The sequence below is a fragment of the Cupriavidus sp. GW822-FHT06G04 genome (genome assembly GCF_058799075.1).
Genome location: NZ_JBXALD010000009.1, coordinates 1 through 18,395, shown reverse-complemented (window position 1 = coordinate 18,395; position 18,395 = coordinate 1). Strand labels below are relative to the sequence as shown.

19 protein-coding genes are annotated in these 18,395 nt (G+C 65.2%); 6 read left to right on the top strand and 13 right to left on the bottom strand.

Annotated elements, in window-relative coordinates; all coding sequences use genetic code 11:
* Positions 1-18: 18 nt before the first annotated feature.
* A complete protein-coding gene (locus tag AC1RKI_RS20020) occupies positions 19-1,005 on the top strand; it encodes a GlxA family transcriptional regulator (protein ID WP_061958005.1) in 987 nt (328 codons plus the stop codon).
* A gap of 50 nt (positions 1,006-1,055) precedes the next feature.
* Here AC1RKI_RS20020 and lpdA read toward each other — a convergent pair whose 3' ends face one another.
* The 5 genes from lpdA to AC1RKI_RS19995 form a co-directional block, all read right to left on the bottom strand.
* Positions 1,056-2,888 carry a dihydrolipoyl dehydrogenase gene (gene lpdA, locus AC1RKI_RS20015; RefSeq protein WP_492796964.1) on the bottom strand — a complete coding sequence of 611 codons (1,833 nt, stop codon included), beginning with the start codon at positions 2,886-2,888 and terminating at the stop codon, positions 1,056-1,058.
* A gap of 154 nt (positions 2,889-3,042) precedes the next feature.
* On the bottom strand, positions 3,043-3,789 hold the full coding sequence (locus AC1RKI_RS20010; protein WP_150980006.1) for an SDR family NAD(P)-dependent oxidoreductase: 747 nt from the start codon (positions 3,787-3,789) through the stop codon (positions 3,043-3,045).
* A 230-nt stretch (positions 3,790-4,019) separates the two neighbouring features.
* Entirely contained in the window at positions 4,020-5,150 is a 1,131-nt protein-coding gene (locus AC1RKI_RS20005; RefSeq protein WP_492796966.1) for an NAD(P)H-dependent flavin oxidoreductase, read from the bottom strand.
* A 21-nt stretch (positions 5,151-5,171) separates the two neighbouring features.
* On the bottom strand, positions 5,172-6,332 hold the full coding sequence (locus AC1RKI_RS20000) for a YbfB/YjiJ family MFS transporter (RefSeq protein ID WP_492796968.1): 1,161 nt from the start codon (positions 6,330-6,332) through the stop codon (positions 5,172-5,174).
* Entirely contained in the window at positions 6,325-7,212 is an 888-nt protein-coding gene (locus tag AC1RKI_RS19995; protein WP_150980007.1) for a LysR substrate-binding domain-containing protein, read from the bottom strand. Before AC1RKI_RS19995 ends, AC1RKI_RS20000 begins: the two co-directional genes overlap by 8 nt.
* Positions 7,213-7,405: 193 nt before the next feature.
* Between AC1RKI_RS19995 and AC1RKI_RS19990 the strand changes: the two genes are divergently transcribed.
* The gene (locus AC1RKI_RS19990) at positions 7,406-7,870 is read left to right on the top strand and encodes a RidA family protein (RefSeq protein WP_061958001.1); all 465 of its coding nucleotides are present in this window, start codon (positions 7,406-7,408) and stop codon (positions 7,868-7,870) included.
* Positions 7,871-7,889: 19 nt separating this feature from the next.
* On the opposite strand, the gene AC1RKI_RS19985 is transcribed toward AC1RKI_RS19990, so the two are convergent.
* Complete coding sequence (locus tag AC1RKI_RS19985) at positions 7,890-8,801, bottom strand: substrate binding domain-containing protein (protein ID WP_492796970.1); 912 nt, start codon at positions 8,799-8,801, stop codon at positions 7,890-7,892.
* Between the two features lie 211 nt (positions 8,802-9,012).
* Between AC1RKI_RS19985 and AC1RKI_RS19980 the strand changes: the two genes are divergently transcribed.
* Positions 9,013-9,858: a class II glutamine amidotransferase gene (locus AC1RKI_RS19980; protein WP_061957999.1), complete on the top strand. Its 846-nt coding sequence runs from the start codon at positions 9,013-9,015 to the stop codon at positions 9,856-9,858.
* Between the two features lie 170 nt (positions 9,859-10,028).
* Here the strand turns inward: AC1RKI_RS19980 and AC1RKI_RS19975 are convergent, their stop codons facing one another.
* The gene (locus AC1RKI_RS19975; RefSeq protein WP_061957998.1) at positions 10,029-10,379 is read right to left on the bottom strand and encodes a hypothetical protein; all 351 of its coding nucleotides are present in this window, start codon (positions 10,377-10,379) and stop codon (positions 10,029-10,031) included.
* Between the two features lie 405 nt (positions 10,380-10,784).
* Positions 10,785-11,249 carry a YaiI/YqxD family protein gene (locus AC1RKI_RS19970; RefSeq protein ID WP_227461483.1) on the bottom strand — a complete coding sequence of 155 codons (465 nt, stop codon included), beginning with the start codon at positions 11,247-11,249 and terminating at the stop codon, positions 10,785-10,787.
* A gap of 228 nt (positions 11,250-11,477) precedes the next feature.
* On the opposite strand from AC1RKI_RS19970, the gene AC1RKI_RS19965 reads away from it, so the two are divergent.
* Together AC1RKI_RS19965 and AC1RKI_RS19960 are read left to right on the top strand one after the other, a co-directional pair.
* Complete coding sequence (locus AC1RKI_RS19965; RefSeq protein ID WP_150980009.1) at positions 11,478-11,843, top strand: hypothetical protein; 366 nt, start codon at positions 11,478-11,480, stop codon at positions 11,841-11,843.
* Positions 11,844-11,896: 53 nt separating this feature from the next.
* Positions 11,897-12,499 (top strand): HD domain-containing protein, encoded by a 603-nt coding sequence (locus AC1RKI_RS19960; protein ID WP_150980010.1) that lies wholly within the window; start codon positions 11,897-11,899, stop codon positions 12,497-12,499.
* 23 nt (positions 12,500-12,522) lie between these two features.
* Here AC1RKI_RS19960 and AC1RKI_RS19955 read toward each other — a convergent pair whose 3' ends face one another.
* From AC1RKI_RS19955 to AC1RKI_RS19935, 5 genes are all read right to left on the bottom strand, one after another.
* Complete coding sequence (locus AC1RKI_RS19955) at positions 12,523-13,197, bottom strand: DUF2894 domain-containing protein (RefSeq protein WP_492796972.1); 675 nt, start codon at positions 13,195-13,197, stop codon at positions 12,523-12,525.
* On the bottom strand, positions 13,190-13,849 hold the full coding sequence (locus AC1RKI_RS19950) for an OmpA family protein (RefSeq protein ID WP_222156664.1): 660 nt from the start codon (positions 13,847-13,849) through the stop codon (positions 13,190-13,192). The genes AC1RKI_RS19955 and AC1RKI_RS19950 overlap by 8 nt, the downstream gene beginning before the upstream one ends.
* Positions 13,846-16,449 (bottom strand): DUF802 domain-containing protein, encoded by a 2,604-nt coding sequence (locus AC1RKI_RS19945; protein ID WP_061957993.1) that lies wholly within the window; start codon positions 16,447-16,449, stop codon positions 13,846-13,848. Before AC1RKI_RS19945 ends, AC1RKI_RS19950 begins: the two co-directional genes overlap by 4 nt.
* Positions 16,450-16,458: 9 nt before the next feature.
* A complete protein-coding gene (locus AC1RKI_RS19940; protein WP_227461272.1) occupies positions 16,459-17,139 on the bottom strand; it encodes a DUF3348 domain-containing protein in 681 nt (226 codons plus the stop codon).
* Between the two features lie 458 nt (positions 17,140-17,597).
* A complete protein-coding gene (locus AC1RKI_RS19935) occupies positions 17,598-17,873 on the bottom strand; it encodes a PAAR domain-containing protein (RefSeq protein WP_150980014.1) in 276 nt (91 codons plus the stop codon).
* Between the two features lie 292 nt (positions 17,874-18,165).
* Here AC1RKI_RS19935 and AC1RKI_RS19930 point away from each other — a divergent pair.
* Positions 18,166-18,395 (top strand): hypothetical protein (locus AC1RKI_RS19930; protein ID WP_492796974.1); only part of this gene is annotated, 230 nt, incomplete at its 3' end.

The window sequence follows — 18,395 nt, the reverse complement described above, 5'->3', positions numbered from 1 at the left end:
TAAAACGGGACATTAGTCATGCGTGTGGTCAGAAATATCGGTCTGCTGGCGGTGGAAGGCGTTCAGTTGCTGGACGTATCGGGCCCGCTGGATGTGTTTGCCGAGGCCAATATTCAGGCCGGCGCAGAGGTGTATCGTCCGGTCGTCATTGCGCCGCGCCGCGGGCCGTTGCGTGCCTCGTCGGGCGTCCGCCTTCTGCCCGATGTTGCGATCGACGACGATCCGGATGCGCGCCGGCTGCCGCGCCTGCACACGCTGCTGGTGGCGGGTGCGCCACACATCGGCGATACCGCACCGCCGGCGCCGCTTGTAGGGTGGTTACGCCGCACCGCGCCCACCACGCGGCGTTTCGGGTCAGTGTGCAGCGGTGCCTTTCTGCTGGCCGAGGCGGGCCTGCTTGACGGCAGACGCATCACCACGCATTGGGCCGTAGCGCAGGCGCTGGCCGAGCGGTTCCCGAAGATCGCAGTCGATGCGGATGCGATTCATGTGCGCGACGGCAAGGTGCGCACCGCGGCTGGCGTCACAGCCGGAATGGATTTGGCGCTGGCGTTGGTCGAGGAAGATCTTGGCCGCGAGATTGCGTTGAGGGTCGCCAGTCAGCTCGTGATGTTCTTCAAGCGCCCGGGCGGGCAGACGCAATTTATCCGGCGCGAAGTGCCAGCCGCGGTGAACCGGTCCGCGCTGCAGGCGCTGCAGCGCTGGGTGGCGGCGAATCCGGCGATGCCGCATGACGTGCCGAGCCTGGCGGCGCGCATCGGTGTCAGCGCGCGCCATCTCTCGCGGCTGTTTCAGGAAGACGTCGGCGTTACGCCCGCTAGCTGGGTCGAGGCCGCGCGGATTTCGGCTGCGCGGGAATTGCTCGAAGACGGCGCGCTGGCGCCCAAGCAGGTTGCAGCCGAATGTGGATTCTCCAGCGTGGATACCCTGCGGCGCGCTTTCCTGCGCGTGGTGGGCGTCACGCCTGCCGACTACCGCAAGCGCCACGCCGCAGGTTTGAGCTGACAGGGGCCGCGCCGCCGCCCGCGCCGGCGAGCGACGGATGCGCCGGCCGCCTACATGTTCAGCGCCCGCTTCTGCACGGCCAGTGCGGCTTCGCGCATCACTTCGGATAGCGACGGGTGCGGGTGGCTGATGATGCCGATGTCCTCGGACGCGGCCTTGAATTCCAGCGCCGCCACGCCTTCGGCGATCAGGTCCGATGCGTTGGCCGAAATGATATGCACGCCCAGCAGTTCATCGGTGGTGGCGTCGGCAATCATCTTCACGAAGCCCTCTGGCCGGCCCAGGCCCAGCGCGCGCCCATTGGCGGACATCGGGAACTGACCGGTGCGATAGGCGCGGCCCTCGGCTTTCAATTGCGCTTCGGTCTTGCCTACCCAGGCGATCTCGGGCTCGGTGTAGATCACCCATGGAATGCAGTTGTAATCGATATGCGGCTTCTGGCCATCGATCACCTCGGCCACCATCACGCCTTCGTCTTCGGCCTTGTGCGCCAGCATCGGGCCGCGCACCACGTCGCCGATCGCATAGATGCCCGGCGTCGATGTGCGGCACTGGTCGTCCACGGGAATGAACCCGCGCGCGTCAGTGGCAAGTCCTACGGCGTCCAGCCCCAGGTCATCGGTATTCGGCACCCGCCCGATCGATACGATGAGGCGGTCGGCATCGAGCTTCTGGTCTGCGCCGGTCTTGTCCTTGTAGGCAATGCTGACGCCTTTGGCGGTGGTGCTTACCTCGCCGATGTTGACGCCCAGATGGATCGTCAGTCCCTGCTTGGCGAATTGCTTGGCTGCCTCGCGCGCGATCGACTCGTCCACGGCGCCGAGAAAGGTGGGGAGCGCCTCCAGTATCGTCACTTCTGACCCGAGGCGACGCCAGACCGATCCCAGCTCCAGCCCGATCACGCCCGCGCCGATCACGGCAAGCTTCTTTGGCACGGAATCGAAGGAAAGCGCGCCTTCGTTGTCCGCCACGATCCTGTTGTCGACCGGCACATTGGGTAGATGGCGCGCCTTGGAGCCCGTGGCGACGATCACATTGCGCGCCGTGTAGGGCTTGGCGGCGCCACCTTCGTTGGCCTCGACCTCGATGACGCCGTCGGCGCGACGGCCCTTGAGCTTGCCATGTCCCTTGATCCACGTGACCTTGTTCTTGCGGAACAGGAACTCGACGCCGCCCGTGAACTTGTCGACGATCGCGGCCTTGCGCTTGATCATCTGCGCCAGATCCAGCGTCACGCCTTTCACCTGAACGCCGTGTTCGGCCAACCCGTGCTTGGCTTGCTCGAAATGCTCGGACGACGCCAGCAGCGCCTTGCTTGGAATGCAGCCGACATTGAGGCACGTACCGCCGAGCCGCGGCTTGCCGGCCGGATCCTTCCATTCCTCGATGCAGGCCACGCTCTTGCCAAGCTGCGCAGCGCGGATTGCCGCGATGTACCCGCCGGGGCCCGAGCCGACCACGATCACATCGAAATCGGCTTGGGCAGACGCGGGTGCGCCGCCGGTGGTGACGGGCGCGGATGCTGGGGCGGAGGCATAGGTGGAGACCGATGCGGCCGCAGGAGCAGGTGTCGGCTTTGCGGCAGGTGCCGGGGCCGGTTTGGAGGCTGCAGCGGATGGTGCGGGTGCGGCGCTTGCCTTGCCTTCGGTATCGACCACGGCGATGACTTCGTCGGCATGCACCGTCGCGCCGTCCGGCTGCACGATCTTTGCCAGCACGCCATCGGCGGGACTGGGCACTTCCAGCGTTACCTTGTCCGTCTCCAGTTCCACCAGGATTTCGTCGCGTTTGACGGCCTCGCCGGCTTGCTTCTTCCACTGGATCAGCGTGGCCTCCGAAACGGATTCGGAGAGCTGGGGCACCTTCACTTCAATCGCGGCCATGTGCGTTCCTCTGCAGGGTTGTCGAGTGGCGAAAACTTCCAGTCTAGGTGAGCTCGTCGACACGCATGGGCGCGGAATAAGAGGGTTTACCCTCGGTCGCCGCGCCGGTGCCGCATTGGCGCTGCCGGCACGGCCCCGGGCGGGTGGGCAGCGCTCAGTGCCCGGCGCTCTGGCCGCCGTCGACGTGCAGGATTTCCCCGGTCACAAACGGGGCCGATTCCAGGAACTGCACGGCGTTGACGATATCGCTCATCTCACCCATATGGCCCATCGGGTGCAGCTGGCCCAGCGCCTCGTGCGTTTCGGGCGCATGCATGGGCGACTTGATGATGCCGGGCGAGACAGCGTTCACGCGGATACCGCGCCTGGCGTATTCGATCGCCAGCGACTTGGTGGCAGCATTGATGCCGCCCTTGGTCAGCGATGCCAGCACCGACGGCACGCCGTCGATGGCGTGGTCGACCAGGCTCGTGGTGATGCTGACGACGTGTCCGCCGCCTTGCTTTTCCATTTGCGCCACGGCCAGTTGGGTGATCTGGAAGAAGCCGGCCAGATTGACGCCGACCTTGGTGGCGAAGTCTTCCGCGGTGTAAGCCGTGAACGGCTTGGCGATAAAGACGCCGGCGTTGTTCACCAGCGTGTCGACACGGCCGAACGCTTCGATGGCCTGCGCGACGACCCGGCGCGCGGTGTCGGGATCGGCAATGTCGCCGGGCACGGCAAGCACGCCGGCGTCGTCGGCCTGGCGAATGCTGCGCGCCGTGGCGACGACGCGGTAGCCGCGTTCACGATATGCCTTGACCAGTTCCGCGCCGATGCCCTGCGATGCGCCAGTGACGATCGCGACCTTCTGCGTGGCCTGGGGGTGCTGGGTGGATTGGGTGGTTTGCGTTGTGCTCATGATGAACCTCTCGTATCTGGATTGACCTTGGCGTTTGCGCCAATCGAACCAACGTGGTCGATGGAGGCAAATCTAGGTGAGTCCAGCGCGGCGGTGAACGGCCGCGGAGCACAAACAGTTATGCGTGGCGGTAACAAATGCCTGGCAACGGCATTCGCGCAGCCACGCCGATCAGCCCGGCGACGCGGCCGGGCTTTCCATCAATAATCGGGTGGTAAATGCGTGGGCGATCAGCGCAATGTGCCGCGCAACGCCGTCAGCGCGTCGATGGCCTGTGCGAGTTCCTGCGTCAGCGTGGCGACCATTTCGGCGGCCGGCAGCGCGCGCGCCAGCGGTACCGCCTGGCCTGCCCATTGCGCGGCAAAGTCCGCCGATCCGCGCGCCTTGGCCGCTGTATGCAGTGCCTTGCCAGCGTCGTAGGCAATCGGGTAGTCCGGCATCGACGGCGCGCCGGGCGCAGTGCCCAACGCCGTGAAGCGATTGGAGAAGCCTCGCGCGGCGCGCCCGGATATCGCCGTGGTCAATGTGGTGGGCGGGGTATGGCCTGAAGTCAGCGCGGCGCGATACGCGGCATCGGCGGCGGTCTCCGGACACGCCACGAACGCGGTGCCCATTTGCGCCGCGTGCGCGCCAAGTGCCAGCGCGGCCGCAATGCCCGCGCCGTCCATGATGCCGCCTGCGGCGATGACAGGCAGCGAGGTTTCGCGCGCCAGCACACGAACCAGCGCCATGGTGCCAAGGCCTTCGTCCGGCTGCTTGGGGTCGAATACGCCGCGATGCCCACCAGCTTCCACGCCCTGCGCCACGATGGCGTCGATGCCCGCCGCCTCGATCAGCCGCGCTTCGGCCAGCGTCGTCGCGGAGGCCATCAGGAAGATGCCGGCGTCGTGCAGTGCCTGGATCTTGCCGGCGTCCGGCAGCCCGAAATGAAAACTGACGACTGCGGGCTTTTCTTCCAGAAGCATCTGCAGCATTGCCTCGTCGGTCTGGAACGACTGATAGATCTCGCGCAGCGACGCCGGCGGTGTGGCGCCGAATTCCGCGAACACTGAAGCCAGATAGCCAAGCCATGCGCCTTCACGCGCGGGATCGGCCTGCGCCGGGCTGTGGGAGAAGAAGTTCACGTGAAACGGGCCGGCAGTCAGGGCGCGCGTGTCCTGGATGGCGGTGCGCGCGGCTGCCGCATCCATCGCGCCCAGGCCGAGCGATCCGAGTCCGCCGGCGTTGGTGACGGCCGCTGCCAGCGCGGGCGTGCTGACGCCGGCCATGGGCGCCTGGATGATCGGCGTCGAGATGCCCAGGCGCGACAGGAACGACGGCATGGATTGGGTGAATGGCACGGACTGAGCGGGTAGGGTCATTTGCGGTCTCCGTTGGAAAGGTTAGATCTCGCACAGGCTGGCTGCCAGCAGCAGCGACGCCGCGGCAGTTTCCAGTGGCAGATTGAAGTCATGTCCGCCGCGCATGAGCGCCGTGGATGCCAGCGGCCCGACGATCTGGCCTACGCCGTAGGCCGCCGTCATCACGGCAAACAGATTGAAGCGCACCTTGTGGGCGAGCCGGCGAGCAGCCGGCGCGGCAATGGTGACGGTGCCCATGAAAGTGCCGCCCACCAGTATCGCGCTGGCCAGATACGCTGGCGCGGTGTGGCTCAGCGCGGGCAGTACCACACCAACGGCCTGTACCACGAGGTTGCACTGCATCGCACGTTGCGTGCCAAGCCGTTCGTGGATGGCATGCCAGAGGAAGCATGATGGCGCGGCACCGAGCCCGAACGCCGCCCAGATGTGGATCGGATCGATCTGGCCCAGCGCGTCGCGCACGAATAGCGGCAGATACGTGGCGGTGATGATGTAGCCGAATCCGGCCAGGCCGTAGCTGGCAATCAGCGGCCATGGGCCGATACCCGGGCCGGCCGTCGCATGCGCTGCGGCTGCCGCGACGTCGTCGGTACGTGCGGGCAGGCGTAGGGTTTGCCAACCCAACGCGGACAGCGTGGCGCCGCCAGCGGCCAGCGCCAGCCAGATCGTCAAGCTGTGCCAGTGCGCAAGGTTGCCCATCGCGATCAACTCCGCGGACACCACAATGCCGAGGCCGACGCCGGAAAACATCAGCGGCGCGCCGTGATGCTGTGCCCGAATCTGCAGCAGCCAGATGGCGGAACATACCAGCGCCAGCGCACTGAGCACCCCGGCCAGAAACCGCACGCCGATCAACACCGCGGCGGGCGCTGGCAGCGCCAGCGCGGCAAGGCATGCCACCGTGCCTGCCAGAGCGATCCGCGACCAGCGGCTGGCGCTGACGTGGGGGATCCGCGCGGCAAGCAGCGCGCCCAGCAGATAGCCCGCATAGTTGGCCGACGCGGCGAGCGACCCTATGGCGACGGACATGGTGCCGTCGCGCACCATCAGCGGATACATGCCGGTGAACGCGAAGCGGCCAAAGCCCATCGCGACGGCCAGCGCGAGTGCAGCGGCCATCGCTTCGCGCCAGGACGACGAGGCCGGTGAGGCGGACACGCGCATCGAATCGACGTCAGCCACGGCGCATCTCCTTGAGGAAGGCATCGAAGGCCAGCGTGGAGAAGCCCGCGCGGCGGATCAGATAAGTGTGAACGGTGCGCACTGGCACGGTCTGCAGGTCGGACACCTCGCGTTGCAACGCCAGCAGCGAACGCGGCACGATGCCCACCGCGGTGCCGGCCGAAACGCTGGCCAGGATCGCGTGATAGGAGGGCATTTCCTGCACTGCAAGATGCCGGCGCGCATCGTCCGCGCCCTGGGCCAGCCATTGCTCGGCCACCCCGCGATAGGTGCAGCCGCGCGCGAAGACGGCCAGTTGCCGCACGCGCAGATCGTCGGGTGATCGCACCTTCGGATGATTGGCGGGCAGTACCAGCACCAGCGCCTCACTGAACAGCCACGTGCCTTCCAATCCCGGTCCCAGGTCCGCCATGTCAGCCTCGCGCGCGGGGGCGGTGCCGGGATGCGCCACCAGTGCGCAATCGATACGGTGATTGAGCACTGCATCGACCAGCGCAGCGGTGGTGCCGGTCTGGATCTCGACCCCAACCTCGGGCCACGCCGCGTGATAGCGCCCCAGCGGCTTGGGCAGGCGCGCGGCCGCCGTGCTTTCCATGGCGCCGATGCGCAGCTTGCCGCTGGGGCCATCGCCCCGCATCGACTGGCGCGCTTCTTCGGCCAGCGCAAGCAGGCGGTCGGCGTAACCGAGCAGCCGCTGGCCCTCGGGCGTGAGCGTCATGCGCTTGCTGTCGCGATGAAACAGCTCCACGCCAAGATCGCTTTCCAGTTGCTTGATGCGTGTGGTGACGTTGGACTGCGCGCGCTCCAGCGTGCGCGCCGCGCGCGTGACGCTTTGCTCGGCCGCCACGGCGCGGAAAATTTCAAGTTCGGCAAGTTCCATGAGCGTCCGGCTGTTGAATCAAGTCATTCTAAAAAGAGAATGATATTAGATAAACGATATTATTTTAGGAATGATAGTCGAAATGGAACGGCCATGCTTGTTCCACGATGTATCAAGTCATGTTCCTGGCGCCGATTGGTGTGCGGGTGGTGTGCGGCTACAGTCGGAAGCAGGCTATCCAGGGGAGACGTTGATGACCATTGAATCGAAGCTCGCTGCACGCGGCCTGACGCTGCCATCGCCGCCGCAACCGCTGGGCAGTTATACGGCAGTCAGCCGCGCCGGCGACCTGCTGTTCGTTTCCGGCCAGTTGCCGTTGCGCGATGGCAAGGTGGTGTGGAGTGGACAGGTTGGCAAGGACCTCAGCGTCGCCGAGGGCAAACAGGCGGCGGAACTTGCGGCGCTCAATGTGCTGGCGCAGATCCACGCTTACCTGGGCGGATTCGAACGGCTGGACCATATCGTCCGGCTGGAGGGGCATGTGACAAGCGCGCCGGGTATGCTTGATCAGCCCGCGGTGCTGGACGGTGCGTCAGACCTGTTTGCGCAGGTGCTGGGAGACAAGGCTGGCCACGCGCGCGCCGCGTATTCGGCGACGCAGCAGCCCGGCAATGCAGCGGTGATCCTGGTGGTGATCGCGCAGATCAAAGGCGACTGAACCGCTGCGCGCCGACGTTCTACGCCGAAAACTTCTCGACGAGAAAGTCGACCAGCGCGCGCACGCGCCGCGACACATGGCGCGCATGCGGGTAAAGCAGAACGAACGGGCGGGTGCTGCCGCCGTATTGCTGCAGTTCTTCCACCAGCGTACCGTCGCGCAGATCGTGCTCCACGACGAAGCGGTAGGTCTGGAACAGACCCGCCCCGGCGCGCGCCAGCGTGGCGCCCCCGAGCGCATCCTCGGACGTGCCGTATGCGCCGCTGGTCAGGATGTCGATGTCCTGTCCATCCTGCCGGAATGTCCACGCGATGCGGCGTCCGCTGCTGGGCCGCTCGAACTGGATGCATTGATGCGTGGCTAGATCGTCCAGCGTGGCGGGCGTGCCGTGGCGCCTCAGGTAGGCGGGCGTCGCCACCACCACCATTTCGGCGTCTTCCAGCTTGCGGGCGATCAGCGTGGAATCGTCCGGCGCGCGGCCGCGCACCGAGAGGTCGTAAGTGTCGTCGGCAAAATCTACATTGCGATTGCTGATATGCACGTCGATATCGACTTCCGGATAGCGTTCGCGAAACTCTGGCAATACGGGCAGCACGCGGTAATGCGCATAGGGCGTGGGTAGGCTCACGCGCAGTCGCCCGGCCGGCGTGGCGTGCTGGCCGCTGATCTGGCGTTCCGCATCGACCAGCTGCGCCAGCGCCTGGCGGCTTGCCTCGAAATACGCGCGGCCCTCGTCGGTCAGGCGGATCTGGCGCGTGGTGCGGACAAAGAGCCTGACGCCCAGCCGTTCCTCCAGACGCTGCACGCTGCGGCTCACCGCGGCTGGCGTCACACCGGCGGCTGCGGCCGCGGCGGTGAAACTGCTCAGTTCGGCCGCCATACAGAACAGTTCGATGCTGCCAAGCTGAAGATCGTCGAATTGGCGCTTCATATGGGTGGCGTTGAAAGGTTGCGCCGCGGGCCTTGCGAGAGCCGCGGCTGCGAAATGATCGTCGGCCCTGTGGCAAACGACAAGCGAAATTCAAACGGCCGACTGCGCGGTGCGATGTCCGGCCGAGGCCACGTTCGGAAGATTCCGCGTCGTGTCGCGCCTCGCTTGCTATGCTGAAGTGATCAACCAGCACTCTAGGGGGGAGCGCGTCATGTGTCGTTGGCTGGCCTATTCGGGCCGATCTGTTCCATTGGAGGCGGTGTTGTTCCAGCCCGAGCATTCATTGATAGACCAGAGCCTGAATTCTCGGCTTGGCCATACGACAACCAATGGCGACGGCTTCGGGGTGGGATGGTACGGCAGGCATTCGGAATTGCCGTTCCGCTATCGTTGCCTGCATCCGGCGTGGAGCGACACCAATCTGCGCGAGACCGCGCGGGCAGTGCGGGCGCCGCTGTTCGTGGCCCATGTGCGCGCCGCCACTGGCACGCCCACGCAGGAAACCAACTGTCATCCGTTTCGCTTCGGCCGCTGGCTGTTTGTCCACAACGGGCTGATTCGCGACTATCCGGTTGTGCGGCGCGAGTTGATGATGGCCGTGGCGCCGCATCTGTTCCGCTGGATCGAAGGGTCCACCGATTCGGAAATCATGTTCTTCCTGGCGCTCACCTTTGGACTGGAGCGCGACCCGCGCGGCGCGCTGGAGCGCATGGCGGGCCTGATCGAAGAGGTGGGCCGACGCAACGGCGTGGAATGTCCGTTGAACATGACGGTCTGCGTGACCGACGGCAAGCAGGTGGTGGCAGTGCGCTATTCGAGCGAAAGCGCGTCGCGCTCGCTGTTCCACAGCACGTCGTTCCGGCAGTTGCGGGCGCTGTATCCGGACGATCCCCGCATCATTGCCGCCGGGGACGATGCGTTCCTGGTGCTGTCTGAGCCGCTGATCGATGTGCAGGGGGTATGGGAAGAAATCCCCGAGGCCACCGTGCTGGTGGCCCGTGCCGGACAGATCGACCGGCAGCGCTTTGTGCCGCGAATGCCCGAAGCCGCGGCTTAAGCCGCCGCACCGGTCGAGGCGTGAAGGATTGGATCCGGCGATGAACGGGCGCGAGCGCGATTCGATTGGCAACCGTATGCGGCGCGGGCCCCGGCAGTGAGCACGGCCGACGCAGCCGAAGGCGCTTATGCCTCGGCGGCCGGCCGCGCTGGTGTCATACGGTTACTGGGTTACTGGCACTGGCTGATGGCGGCAGCAGCATTGCTGTCGGCGCCGCGGAAACCGAGCCAGGAGCCCGGGCCGTTGGGCGCCTTGCGCACCACGGCGGCGTCGCCGTTCGGCGGTTGCTGTCCGGGCACGTAGACATCGAACGCCTGGTCGTTGGCCAGCATGTATTGCATCGTTACCTGTTGGCGCGAGGCGTCGGCCCATTTCTGTCCGATGCATTGCGCGGCCGCCTTGGGCTCCAGCTTGCTGGGGCCGACGGCGCGCGTCGCCGGAGTAGGGGGAGGGGTGTATGGCGAGACGGCGCAGCCAGCAAGGGTGGTCACGGCGAGAGCGACGATGAACGGATATTTCATGTTGTTAGCTCCATTTCGGATCGCAGGATGCACGGGCGACGAAACGGTGTCGGGCCGCCGTCAGCCGGTGCGTTTAACGTGTACCGGACCGTGGGAGATACTCCACGTCGTACAAGGTAGAAGTCTAGGCATCCGGCACAGGATGTGACTACGTCCGAGCCACTATCTGTTGTGTAGGTGTTTGTCTGATATCGATTGTCCGGATGGATCCCCGCCGTGTGCGCGAAGGAATTCACGGTGCGCGCCGCAGGTGTTGTCCGAGGTGCGCAATGAAGCGCCCGAGGCCCCTCAAGTGGCCTCGAAAGGCGCTACGGATTCAATGCGCGCGGCGGATCACAATCGTGGCAGCGAAGGCGGCCATGAGCGGCCATGGGCAGTCATGTGCGCATCAAGCGCGCGGTAGATTCAGGCGTCATTGCGCGGCGGCGTCTGGCCGGCCAGAAAGCGGTCCAGTTGACTGGCAAACGCCTTGCCGTCCTGCGGTGCATAGGGCGCCGGGCCGCCGGTTTCGATGCCAGCGGCGCGCAACTGATCCATGACGTCGCGCATGGTCAGGCGTTCCTGGATGTTCTCGCGGTTGAACCAGACGCCGCGCGGGTCCAGCACCTGCGCGCCCTTGTCTAGCGCGGCCGCTGCCAGCGGGATATCGGCCGTGATCACCAGATCGCCCGCATTGGCCAGTTCGACGATGCGCTGATCGGCGACATCGAAACCGGCGGGCACTTGCAGCAACTTGATGAAGCGCGACGGCGGCGTGCGCATGAAATGGTTGGCCACCAGCGTGACGCTGACCTGTACCCGCTGCGCAGCGCGAAACAACATGTCCTTGACGACGACCGGGCAGGCGTCTGCGTCGACCAGTATTTGCATCACGGTGATTCCGACGGGAGAAAGGGCGCCATCTTACTGCCTTGGTGCGTGTCCGAGTAGAAAACTGTCGAAGCCGCTCGTACGGCGCGGACAGCACGCCACGGGCCCCGATAGCGGCGATGCAAGCACGGCAAGTGCAGCTCGGTTGCGGCCCGTGTTGCACCGCAAATGCCGCGCGCACGGTATATTCGCCCGCTGAACATTACACCGAAGCAGGAAGCGGGAAGCATGAGCAAGAAATCGATTCGGGTGTCGTATGTGGCGGTGCCAGGCGACCTCAGTGTCTTGAAACTGAAACGCTATCTACGCAACGCAGTCGCCGAGGCGGCGGAAGCGGGCAGCGACGACATTCTGCTCGTCAAGGTGCTTGTGCCGCGGGCGCTGGGCCTCAAGGCCGGGGAAATGCTGTTCAATCGCGTCCTGCAGGACATTGTCGACAAGGACCAGCGCGTGCGGCGCGTGTCGGTGGAATTCGTCGACGGCGAAGTCACGCCAGAGAAGATTGCCGCGAGCGAGGCGCGCACCCAGAAGGAGATCGACGCGTACGGGCATTTGCTCGCAGAGGAGAAGGACGATGACGACGCAAATGACTGAACGCGCAAAGGGCGGCGTCTTTTCTCGATGATTGCGATCCATTGGCCGCTACCGTGAATCTATCCGATCTCGAGCGCCAGCTCGCCTTCCTTCGAGAAATCGATCGCCTGAAAGGCGTCTTGCGGATGTCGCCGCTGATCGATCAGTCGCGACGCGAAAACAGTGCCGAGCATTCCTGGCATCTGGCGATGTACGCGCTTGTGCTGTCGCAATATGCGGCGGCGCCTGTCAACGTGGAGCGCGTCGTCAAGATGCTGCTGCTGCATGACATCGTCGAGATCGATGCGGGCGACACGCCGTTCCATCATGCGTCGATGCATGCAGCGCAGGCCGAGCGTGAGCAACAGGCGGCGCAGCGGATCTTTGCGCTGCTGCCCGATGCGCAGGCGGCCGAATTCCGCGACCTGTGGTGCGAGTTTGAAGCCGCGCAGAGCGCCGATGCGATATTCGCCAAGGCGCTAGACCGCTTTCAGCCATTGCTTCATAACGTGGCCACCGATGGCGGCACGTGGGTAGCGCATCAACTGAATCAGGAGCAGGTGTTCTCGCGCTACGGCCCCGTCATACAGCGCGGCGCACCCGCGCTATGGGACGCGGCGGCGCGCCTTGTGCAGGAACACTTTGCCGAGCCGTCACACCAAAAGCCCGCGCCCTGACGGTTGGCGCAAGCGGTGACGGTCTACTGCGTGCCGCCCGATGGTTTGCTCGATCTGGCGCGCGGTTTGCGCGGCGCAGCGTGCGGCGTCTCGCGCTCGGACGCCGGGGCGGCGATGTGCATGCCATCGAGCCACGACAGCGCATCGACATACGACAGAAACTGTTCCAGATAACCGGGCGATACCTCGCGCATCAGGGACAGCGCCCGATGCACGAGATGGTTGGTGTTCAGGGGTCCGGCGTTTTCGGGCACGCCTTGCTGCGACTGGCGCAACTGGCGTTCGACGCTGACGCGGGCCCATGTTTCGCGGAAGTAGTCGACCAGTTCAGGTTCGGCGGGATAGCCGCGCTGCGCCGTGGCAAGCGGCGCAGCGCCAGCGGTATGGCGTGCTGGCGTTTCGCCCGCATGCGCAGGGCGCGCAAGGCTGTGGCTGAGCGCAGCAAGCGCGGCGATGGCTCCGGCCGGTTGCGCCGATGCTGTGCGCGCTGGCGCATCGCAAGGCGCTCGCGCCAGCACTTCGCGGTAGTCGGCAACCAGTCGCGTCAGGCGGGCTTCCAGCAGGCGACCCGCTTCGCCATCGTAGCGCGCTGCGCGCCGTGCGATCGCTGCGATAAAGCAGAAGCGCACCGGATCTGCGCGATCGGCGCCGCTGTCGCGCCATGCCGCGATTGTGGCGTGCGGGTCGTCGCTATGCATCGGCTTTTGCGGCGCCGGCCGCGGCGTTTGGGACCCTTGGCACCGGCGCGATCTCCACGCGGCGATTCTTCGCGCGGCTTTCCTCGGTGACGTTCGGCGCCACCGGCTGCTGCGATCCGAACGCCGCCGAAAACACCGAAGCGGGCGGCACGCCTGCTTCGATCAACGCACGGGTCACGGTCAGCGCGCGTTGGGCCGATAGCTCCAGATTGTCGGCAAAACGCCGGTTACCTTCGCGCACCTGCTGATCGTCGGTGAAGCCACTCACCATCAGGATTTCGTCACGCGCGCCAAGGTAGGCCGAAAGCGGCGCGGCGAGGCTCTTGAGCAGCGCGCGCCCCTCGGGCTGCAACTGGTCTGAATTCAGTGCGAACAGCACGTTGCCGCTGATACCGATGCGCCCGTCCTTCAGCGTGACGCGGCCGGCGGCAAGCGGCCCGGCAAGCGCCTGTTCCAGCGTCTGCCGCCGCTTCAGCTCCGCCTGCCGCTGCTTCACTTCGTTTTCCAACCGGGACGACAATTCCATCTGCACGCCGATCACGCCAAGCAGCACCAGCACGAACGCGCCGAGCATGACCGACATCAGGTCGCCAAACACCGCCCACGCGGGGACGGTGGTCTCTACGCCAGCGTCGAAGTCGTGGTTTGTCATGCCACCCCGGCGCCAGCCTGCTGTGCGGAAAACTGCTGAAGGTTTTCCAGGATCTGCTTTTGCGACAGCATGCTCAGGTCGATCACCTCGCGGGCCTGTGCAACGTAGTAGGCCAATTGTTCGTCGCTGCGCGCCATCGATTTGTCGAGTGCGCCTTCGATGCGCGCGAACTGTTCGGCCAGCTTGTCGCTCGACGCACTGAACATCTGAACGGCCATGCCGAATGCCTCGCCCAGGCTTGCCACTTCGACGGCGCTATCGGCGACCTGTGCGGCGATGCCGTCGAGCTTGCCGGTTTCCTGGGCTACCTGTTCGGTGAAACGCGAGCCGACGCGCTCGAGCAGGTCAGCGGTGGTGGTGACGAGTCCATCCACCGCTGCGCGTTGCTCGGTCGATGCGTGATTGACGGCGTCGAGCAGGGTGCTCAGGGTCTCCAACAGGCGGCCGCGTTCGTCCAGCATGGCGTTGTCGCGCGCCATGCTGTCGGTCAGCTTCTGGCGCAGCTCGGCGATGACTTCGGCTGCGGCTTTCGGCGCCTCGGTCGCGATTTGTGCAAGGCGAGCGACCTCGGCAATCGTGCCGGTGGCCTGCGCCTGCGTGTGCGTGGCGATGTCGCGCGCAGTTTGCGAGAGCGCGTCGCGGATTTCGCGCTGATGCCCGGCGGCCTGCGCGCTGGCCTGCTGCCATTCGTCGCGCATGGTAGATGCCATGGAGGCGAGCGTTTCGCGCCAGGCTGCGAGGCGCTGTTCGTCGCGGGCGGCGAGTTCCTGTTGCAGCGTGGCCGTGGCCTGCAACAGCCGGTCGATCTCGGCAAGCGTGCCAGTGGCCTGGGCCTGTGTGTGGGTGGCGATGTCGCGTGCGGTTTCCGACAAGGCGTCGCGGATTTCATGCTGATGCCCTGCGGCCTGCGCGCTGGCCTGCTGCCATTCATCGCGCATGGTGGATGCCATCGCTGCCAGCGTTTCGCGCCATGCCATAAGGCGCTGTTCGTCGCGGGCGGCAAGTTCCTGTTGCAGCGTGGCAGCGGTTTGCACCAGCCGGTCGATCTCGGCAAGCGTGCCGGCGGCCTGCGCCTGGGTGTGCGTGGCGATATCGCGTGCGGTCTGCGACAGCGCGTCGCGGATTTCATGCTGATGCCCTGCGGCCTGCGCGCTGGCCTGCTGCCATTCGTCGCGCATGGTGGAGGCCATCGCTGCCAGCGTTTCGCGCCATGCCGCGAGGCGCTGTTCGTCGCGGGCATCGAGCGCGGCGTGACGGGCCGCTTCCTGCGTCTCCAGTTTCGCCTGCAAATCGACGTGCGCCTGGCTTACCGTGTTGGCGATGTTGGCAGCGTGCTGCGCGAAGGCGGCGGACGCGTCGGCGGCGGCCTGGCGATGGGTGCTGGCGAGAGCATCGCCGGTCTGTTCCAGGCGCGACAGCGCTGCGTCCCACGTCTGCGCCGCAGCGGTTGCCGCCGTGTCGACGCGCGTGCCGATGTCGTCGACCAAGCGCGCGGAGCGCTGCGCAAAGCTTTCGCCAAAGCCATCGAGCGATGCGCGCAAATCCGAGGTCAGTGCGGCGTTTGCCTGGCGATGCTCGGCCAGCGCTTCGCGCCAGGTGTCGGTCACGACGGTAGTGGCGGCGTCGAAGCGGGTGGACAGGCCAGTCAGGTGCTGCTCAACGGTTTGCGTGACGGTGTCGCGCAGCGTGGCGGCCTGGTTGGCGATGCCGGCCATGGTCGTATCCACGGCAGGCTGGATCGCCGCGCTGGCGACGCGGGCGCTATCGGCGATGGCGTCCTTGAGCGACTGTCCGACGGTTTCGGCCAGCCGTGCGTAGGCGGCGTCGGTGCGTGTGTGGAACGCGTCCTGGCTGGCCAAAAGGCGCTCGCCCAGTGCGTCGTTGCGGCTGGCCATTGTCGTGGTCATCGTTTCGAGTCGATCCACCAGCACTGGCATCAGTTCGGCTTGCTTTTGCAGCAGCGCAAATACCGCATCGTGCTGGTGATGGCGCGAATGCACGCGCAGGGTGGTGGCGATCCGTTCGTCAAGCAACTGCGCGGCCTGCACGCGCTCGCGCCGGGCAAGCGTCGCGAGCAGGCCGAGCATGGCCGAAGTGGCAACGCCAGCCACGGAAGTCCCGAATGCGAAGCCAAGGCCCTTGACCGGCGCGGCGAGCGAAGCGCGGATGGCTTGCAGATCGGCGGCGCTTTCCAGCGCGACGCCAGTTGTGCGCAGCGTGCCGACCATGCCGAGGAATGTGCCCAGCATCCCCAGCAACACCAGCAATCCAACTAGATAGGGCGTCATGGACGGGCCCGGCAGTGCCACGCGCTCGCCTTCGACGCGCAGACGCACGGCGTTGCGCAGGCTCGGGTGCAGGCGGTCCAGCCATGTGCCAAGGCTAGCGGGCGGTGCGGCAAGGTCGGCCAGCGCGGCGGTCAGGGTTGGGGTGGCCTGACGGTAACGATGCAGTTCGAACGCGCCGCCCACGTAGAAGCCGCCAATAAGCAGCGTGACAGCCAGCGCCAGCGCATTCGTGCCCGCGTAGCCGGCGCCAACCCAGCCGACCACGGCGAGGCCAGCGAGGAATACGACGAGCGGGGTCAAGTGTCTGTTCATGTCGATCGGTCAGTTTTCACGCAGGGCGGCGAGCAGGGCTTCCACCGGCTGGAACCGGATGTCCAGCTCGGCCAGCAGCACGCTCTGCATGTCCTTGCGAAATACGTTTAGCCACGCGCCCTCGGCGTCGCGCAGCTTTGTGAAATGGGGTTCCAGCATGCCGGGCACTGCAGCCAGTACGGCCAACTCGCGCGCACCCAATACCTGTTCCATCACGCCGTCGAGCATCGCCAGACGGGCCGCCCGCGGCGAGCGCGTCGCCAGTGCCGCGCGCAGCCGCGCACGCAGACCGGCGATTTCCCGCTCCATTTGCTGCTGCAACGCGATGTAGCGCTGACGGTGCACGGCAAACTCGGTTTCACCCGGATCGGACGCAGCCGGCCGCGCGACCATGCGGCGCCGGCTGTCCGGCGATGTGCCTTGCCCCAGGATCGCGGCGCTCAGCATCGCGCGGACGTGTGTGCCGGCGGCATCGCCAATCGCGGGGCGTGCCGGCGCGCCGGGCTGGGTCGCCGGCGGATTGCCGTTGAGCGCTGTCGACAGCGCAATGGCATCGGTCCAGTCGAGCCACTGACTCATGACGGCCGACAGCGACGGCGCGGCCCTGGAGGTCCCGGCGTCGCTCAGACTGGCCAGCAGGCGTAGCAGTTTCGGGCCGCTGAAGCCCGTGCGCTGGGGCACTCGCGTCATGTCGCCAAGTTGAAAAAATCGGAAAGTCTACACGGTCGCGGCGGTCGGGGAACCAGTGTCAGGGTTTCCAGCGGCGAAAAGACGTCCCCGAAGCCACTTAGGCGACGCATCGAGCCGTTTTTCGACGTGGGAGAGATGCTGGCGTCACAGGTTGTCGACTTGACCCACACCTGTTCGCGATCATGCGGGCGCCCGTGTTTTTTGGGGCATTGCCGTAGCCGTATCACTAGTAGCTTGAGCGGCAGTTAGATTTCTTGTGCGCTCCGCCCGCATGCAGGTCCAGGCTTGAAATTTCCCCGAGGCTTGGGGACTTAATTTTGGGAATCTTCCGAAATATATCGATTTATTTTTTATGCGAATTTAACGACGATTACGTAGCGATATCCTGTCAATTTCGAAAGAAAGATGGCCAAGCATGGATGCTGGCGGCAGCAGGCCCGCACGTATCGGGAAACGTTTTACTCCTGGTAGAAAATTGTGGATCGCGCAATCACACGATTCGTGCCGCGCGGACAGCGACACATGACGATGTCGCCGTCCTGCACGCCGTGTGTGTTGCTTGACGGAAAGGTTGTGGCGGTGCCAAAGATTTGCCCGTTGTGTCCACATCGGCGGCAGGACGCGAGCCCGAGGTGTTTGGCGATCGGTGCGCCATTGTCGAGCATGGTTTCGTCCCCATCGAGGATTACGCCGTCCGTGGTGGTGAGGTTTCCCTTAAGCGCGATCATTCCCATTGTTTTATCCTGTTAATATCAGAGTTAAGCATCTCTAACATCTAGACGTGGCTGGAAATTTTAGATAGGAAAGAAAAGAAATTTTGGCGATTTGTATCAGCATAAAAAACACATCGTATATAGAATTTTCCTGATTTTAAGCTTTGTTTAACTTTCGTTATTTTAGAGATGAATCGCCAATTCCCATCCTAATGAAAACGTCGTAACGTGCAGCGCTCAGGAATGTGGGCCGCGCGTCGCAACCGGCGGCCTGCTCGGCGAGTTCGATCACGCTGATAACGGAGCGAGGAACATGGCTGGTGCGGGGGCGGATCAACTGGAGGAAATGGGAGGCGGCCTGCTCAAGGCTGTGACTGGACTGCAGCCCTATCACCTCAAGGTGCTCGGAGCGAATAGTGCGGCCGGCCTCTCCGTGGTGTCATTCGAAGCCACGGAGCGCCTGGGCGAGCCCTACAGCGTCAAGATCCGATTGACCCATCCGATGGATCTGGACCGGATGGAGTACGTGCGCCGCGATGCCAC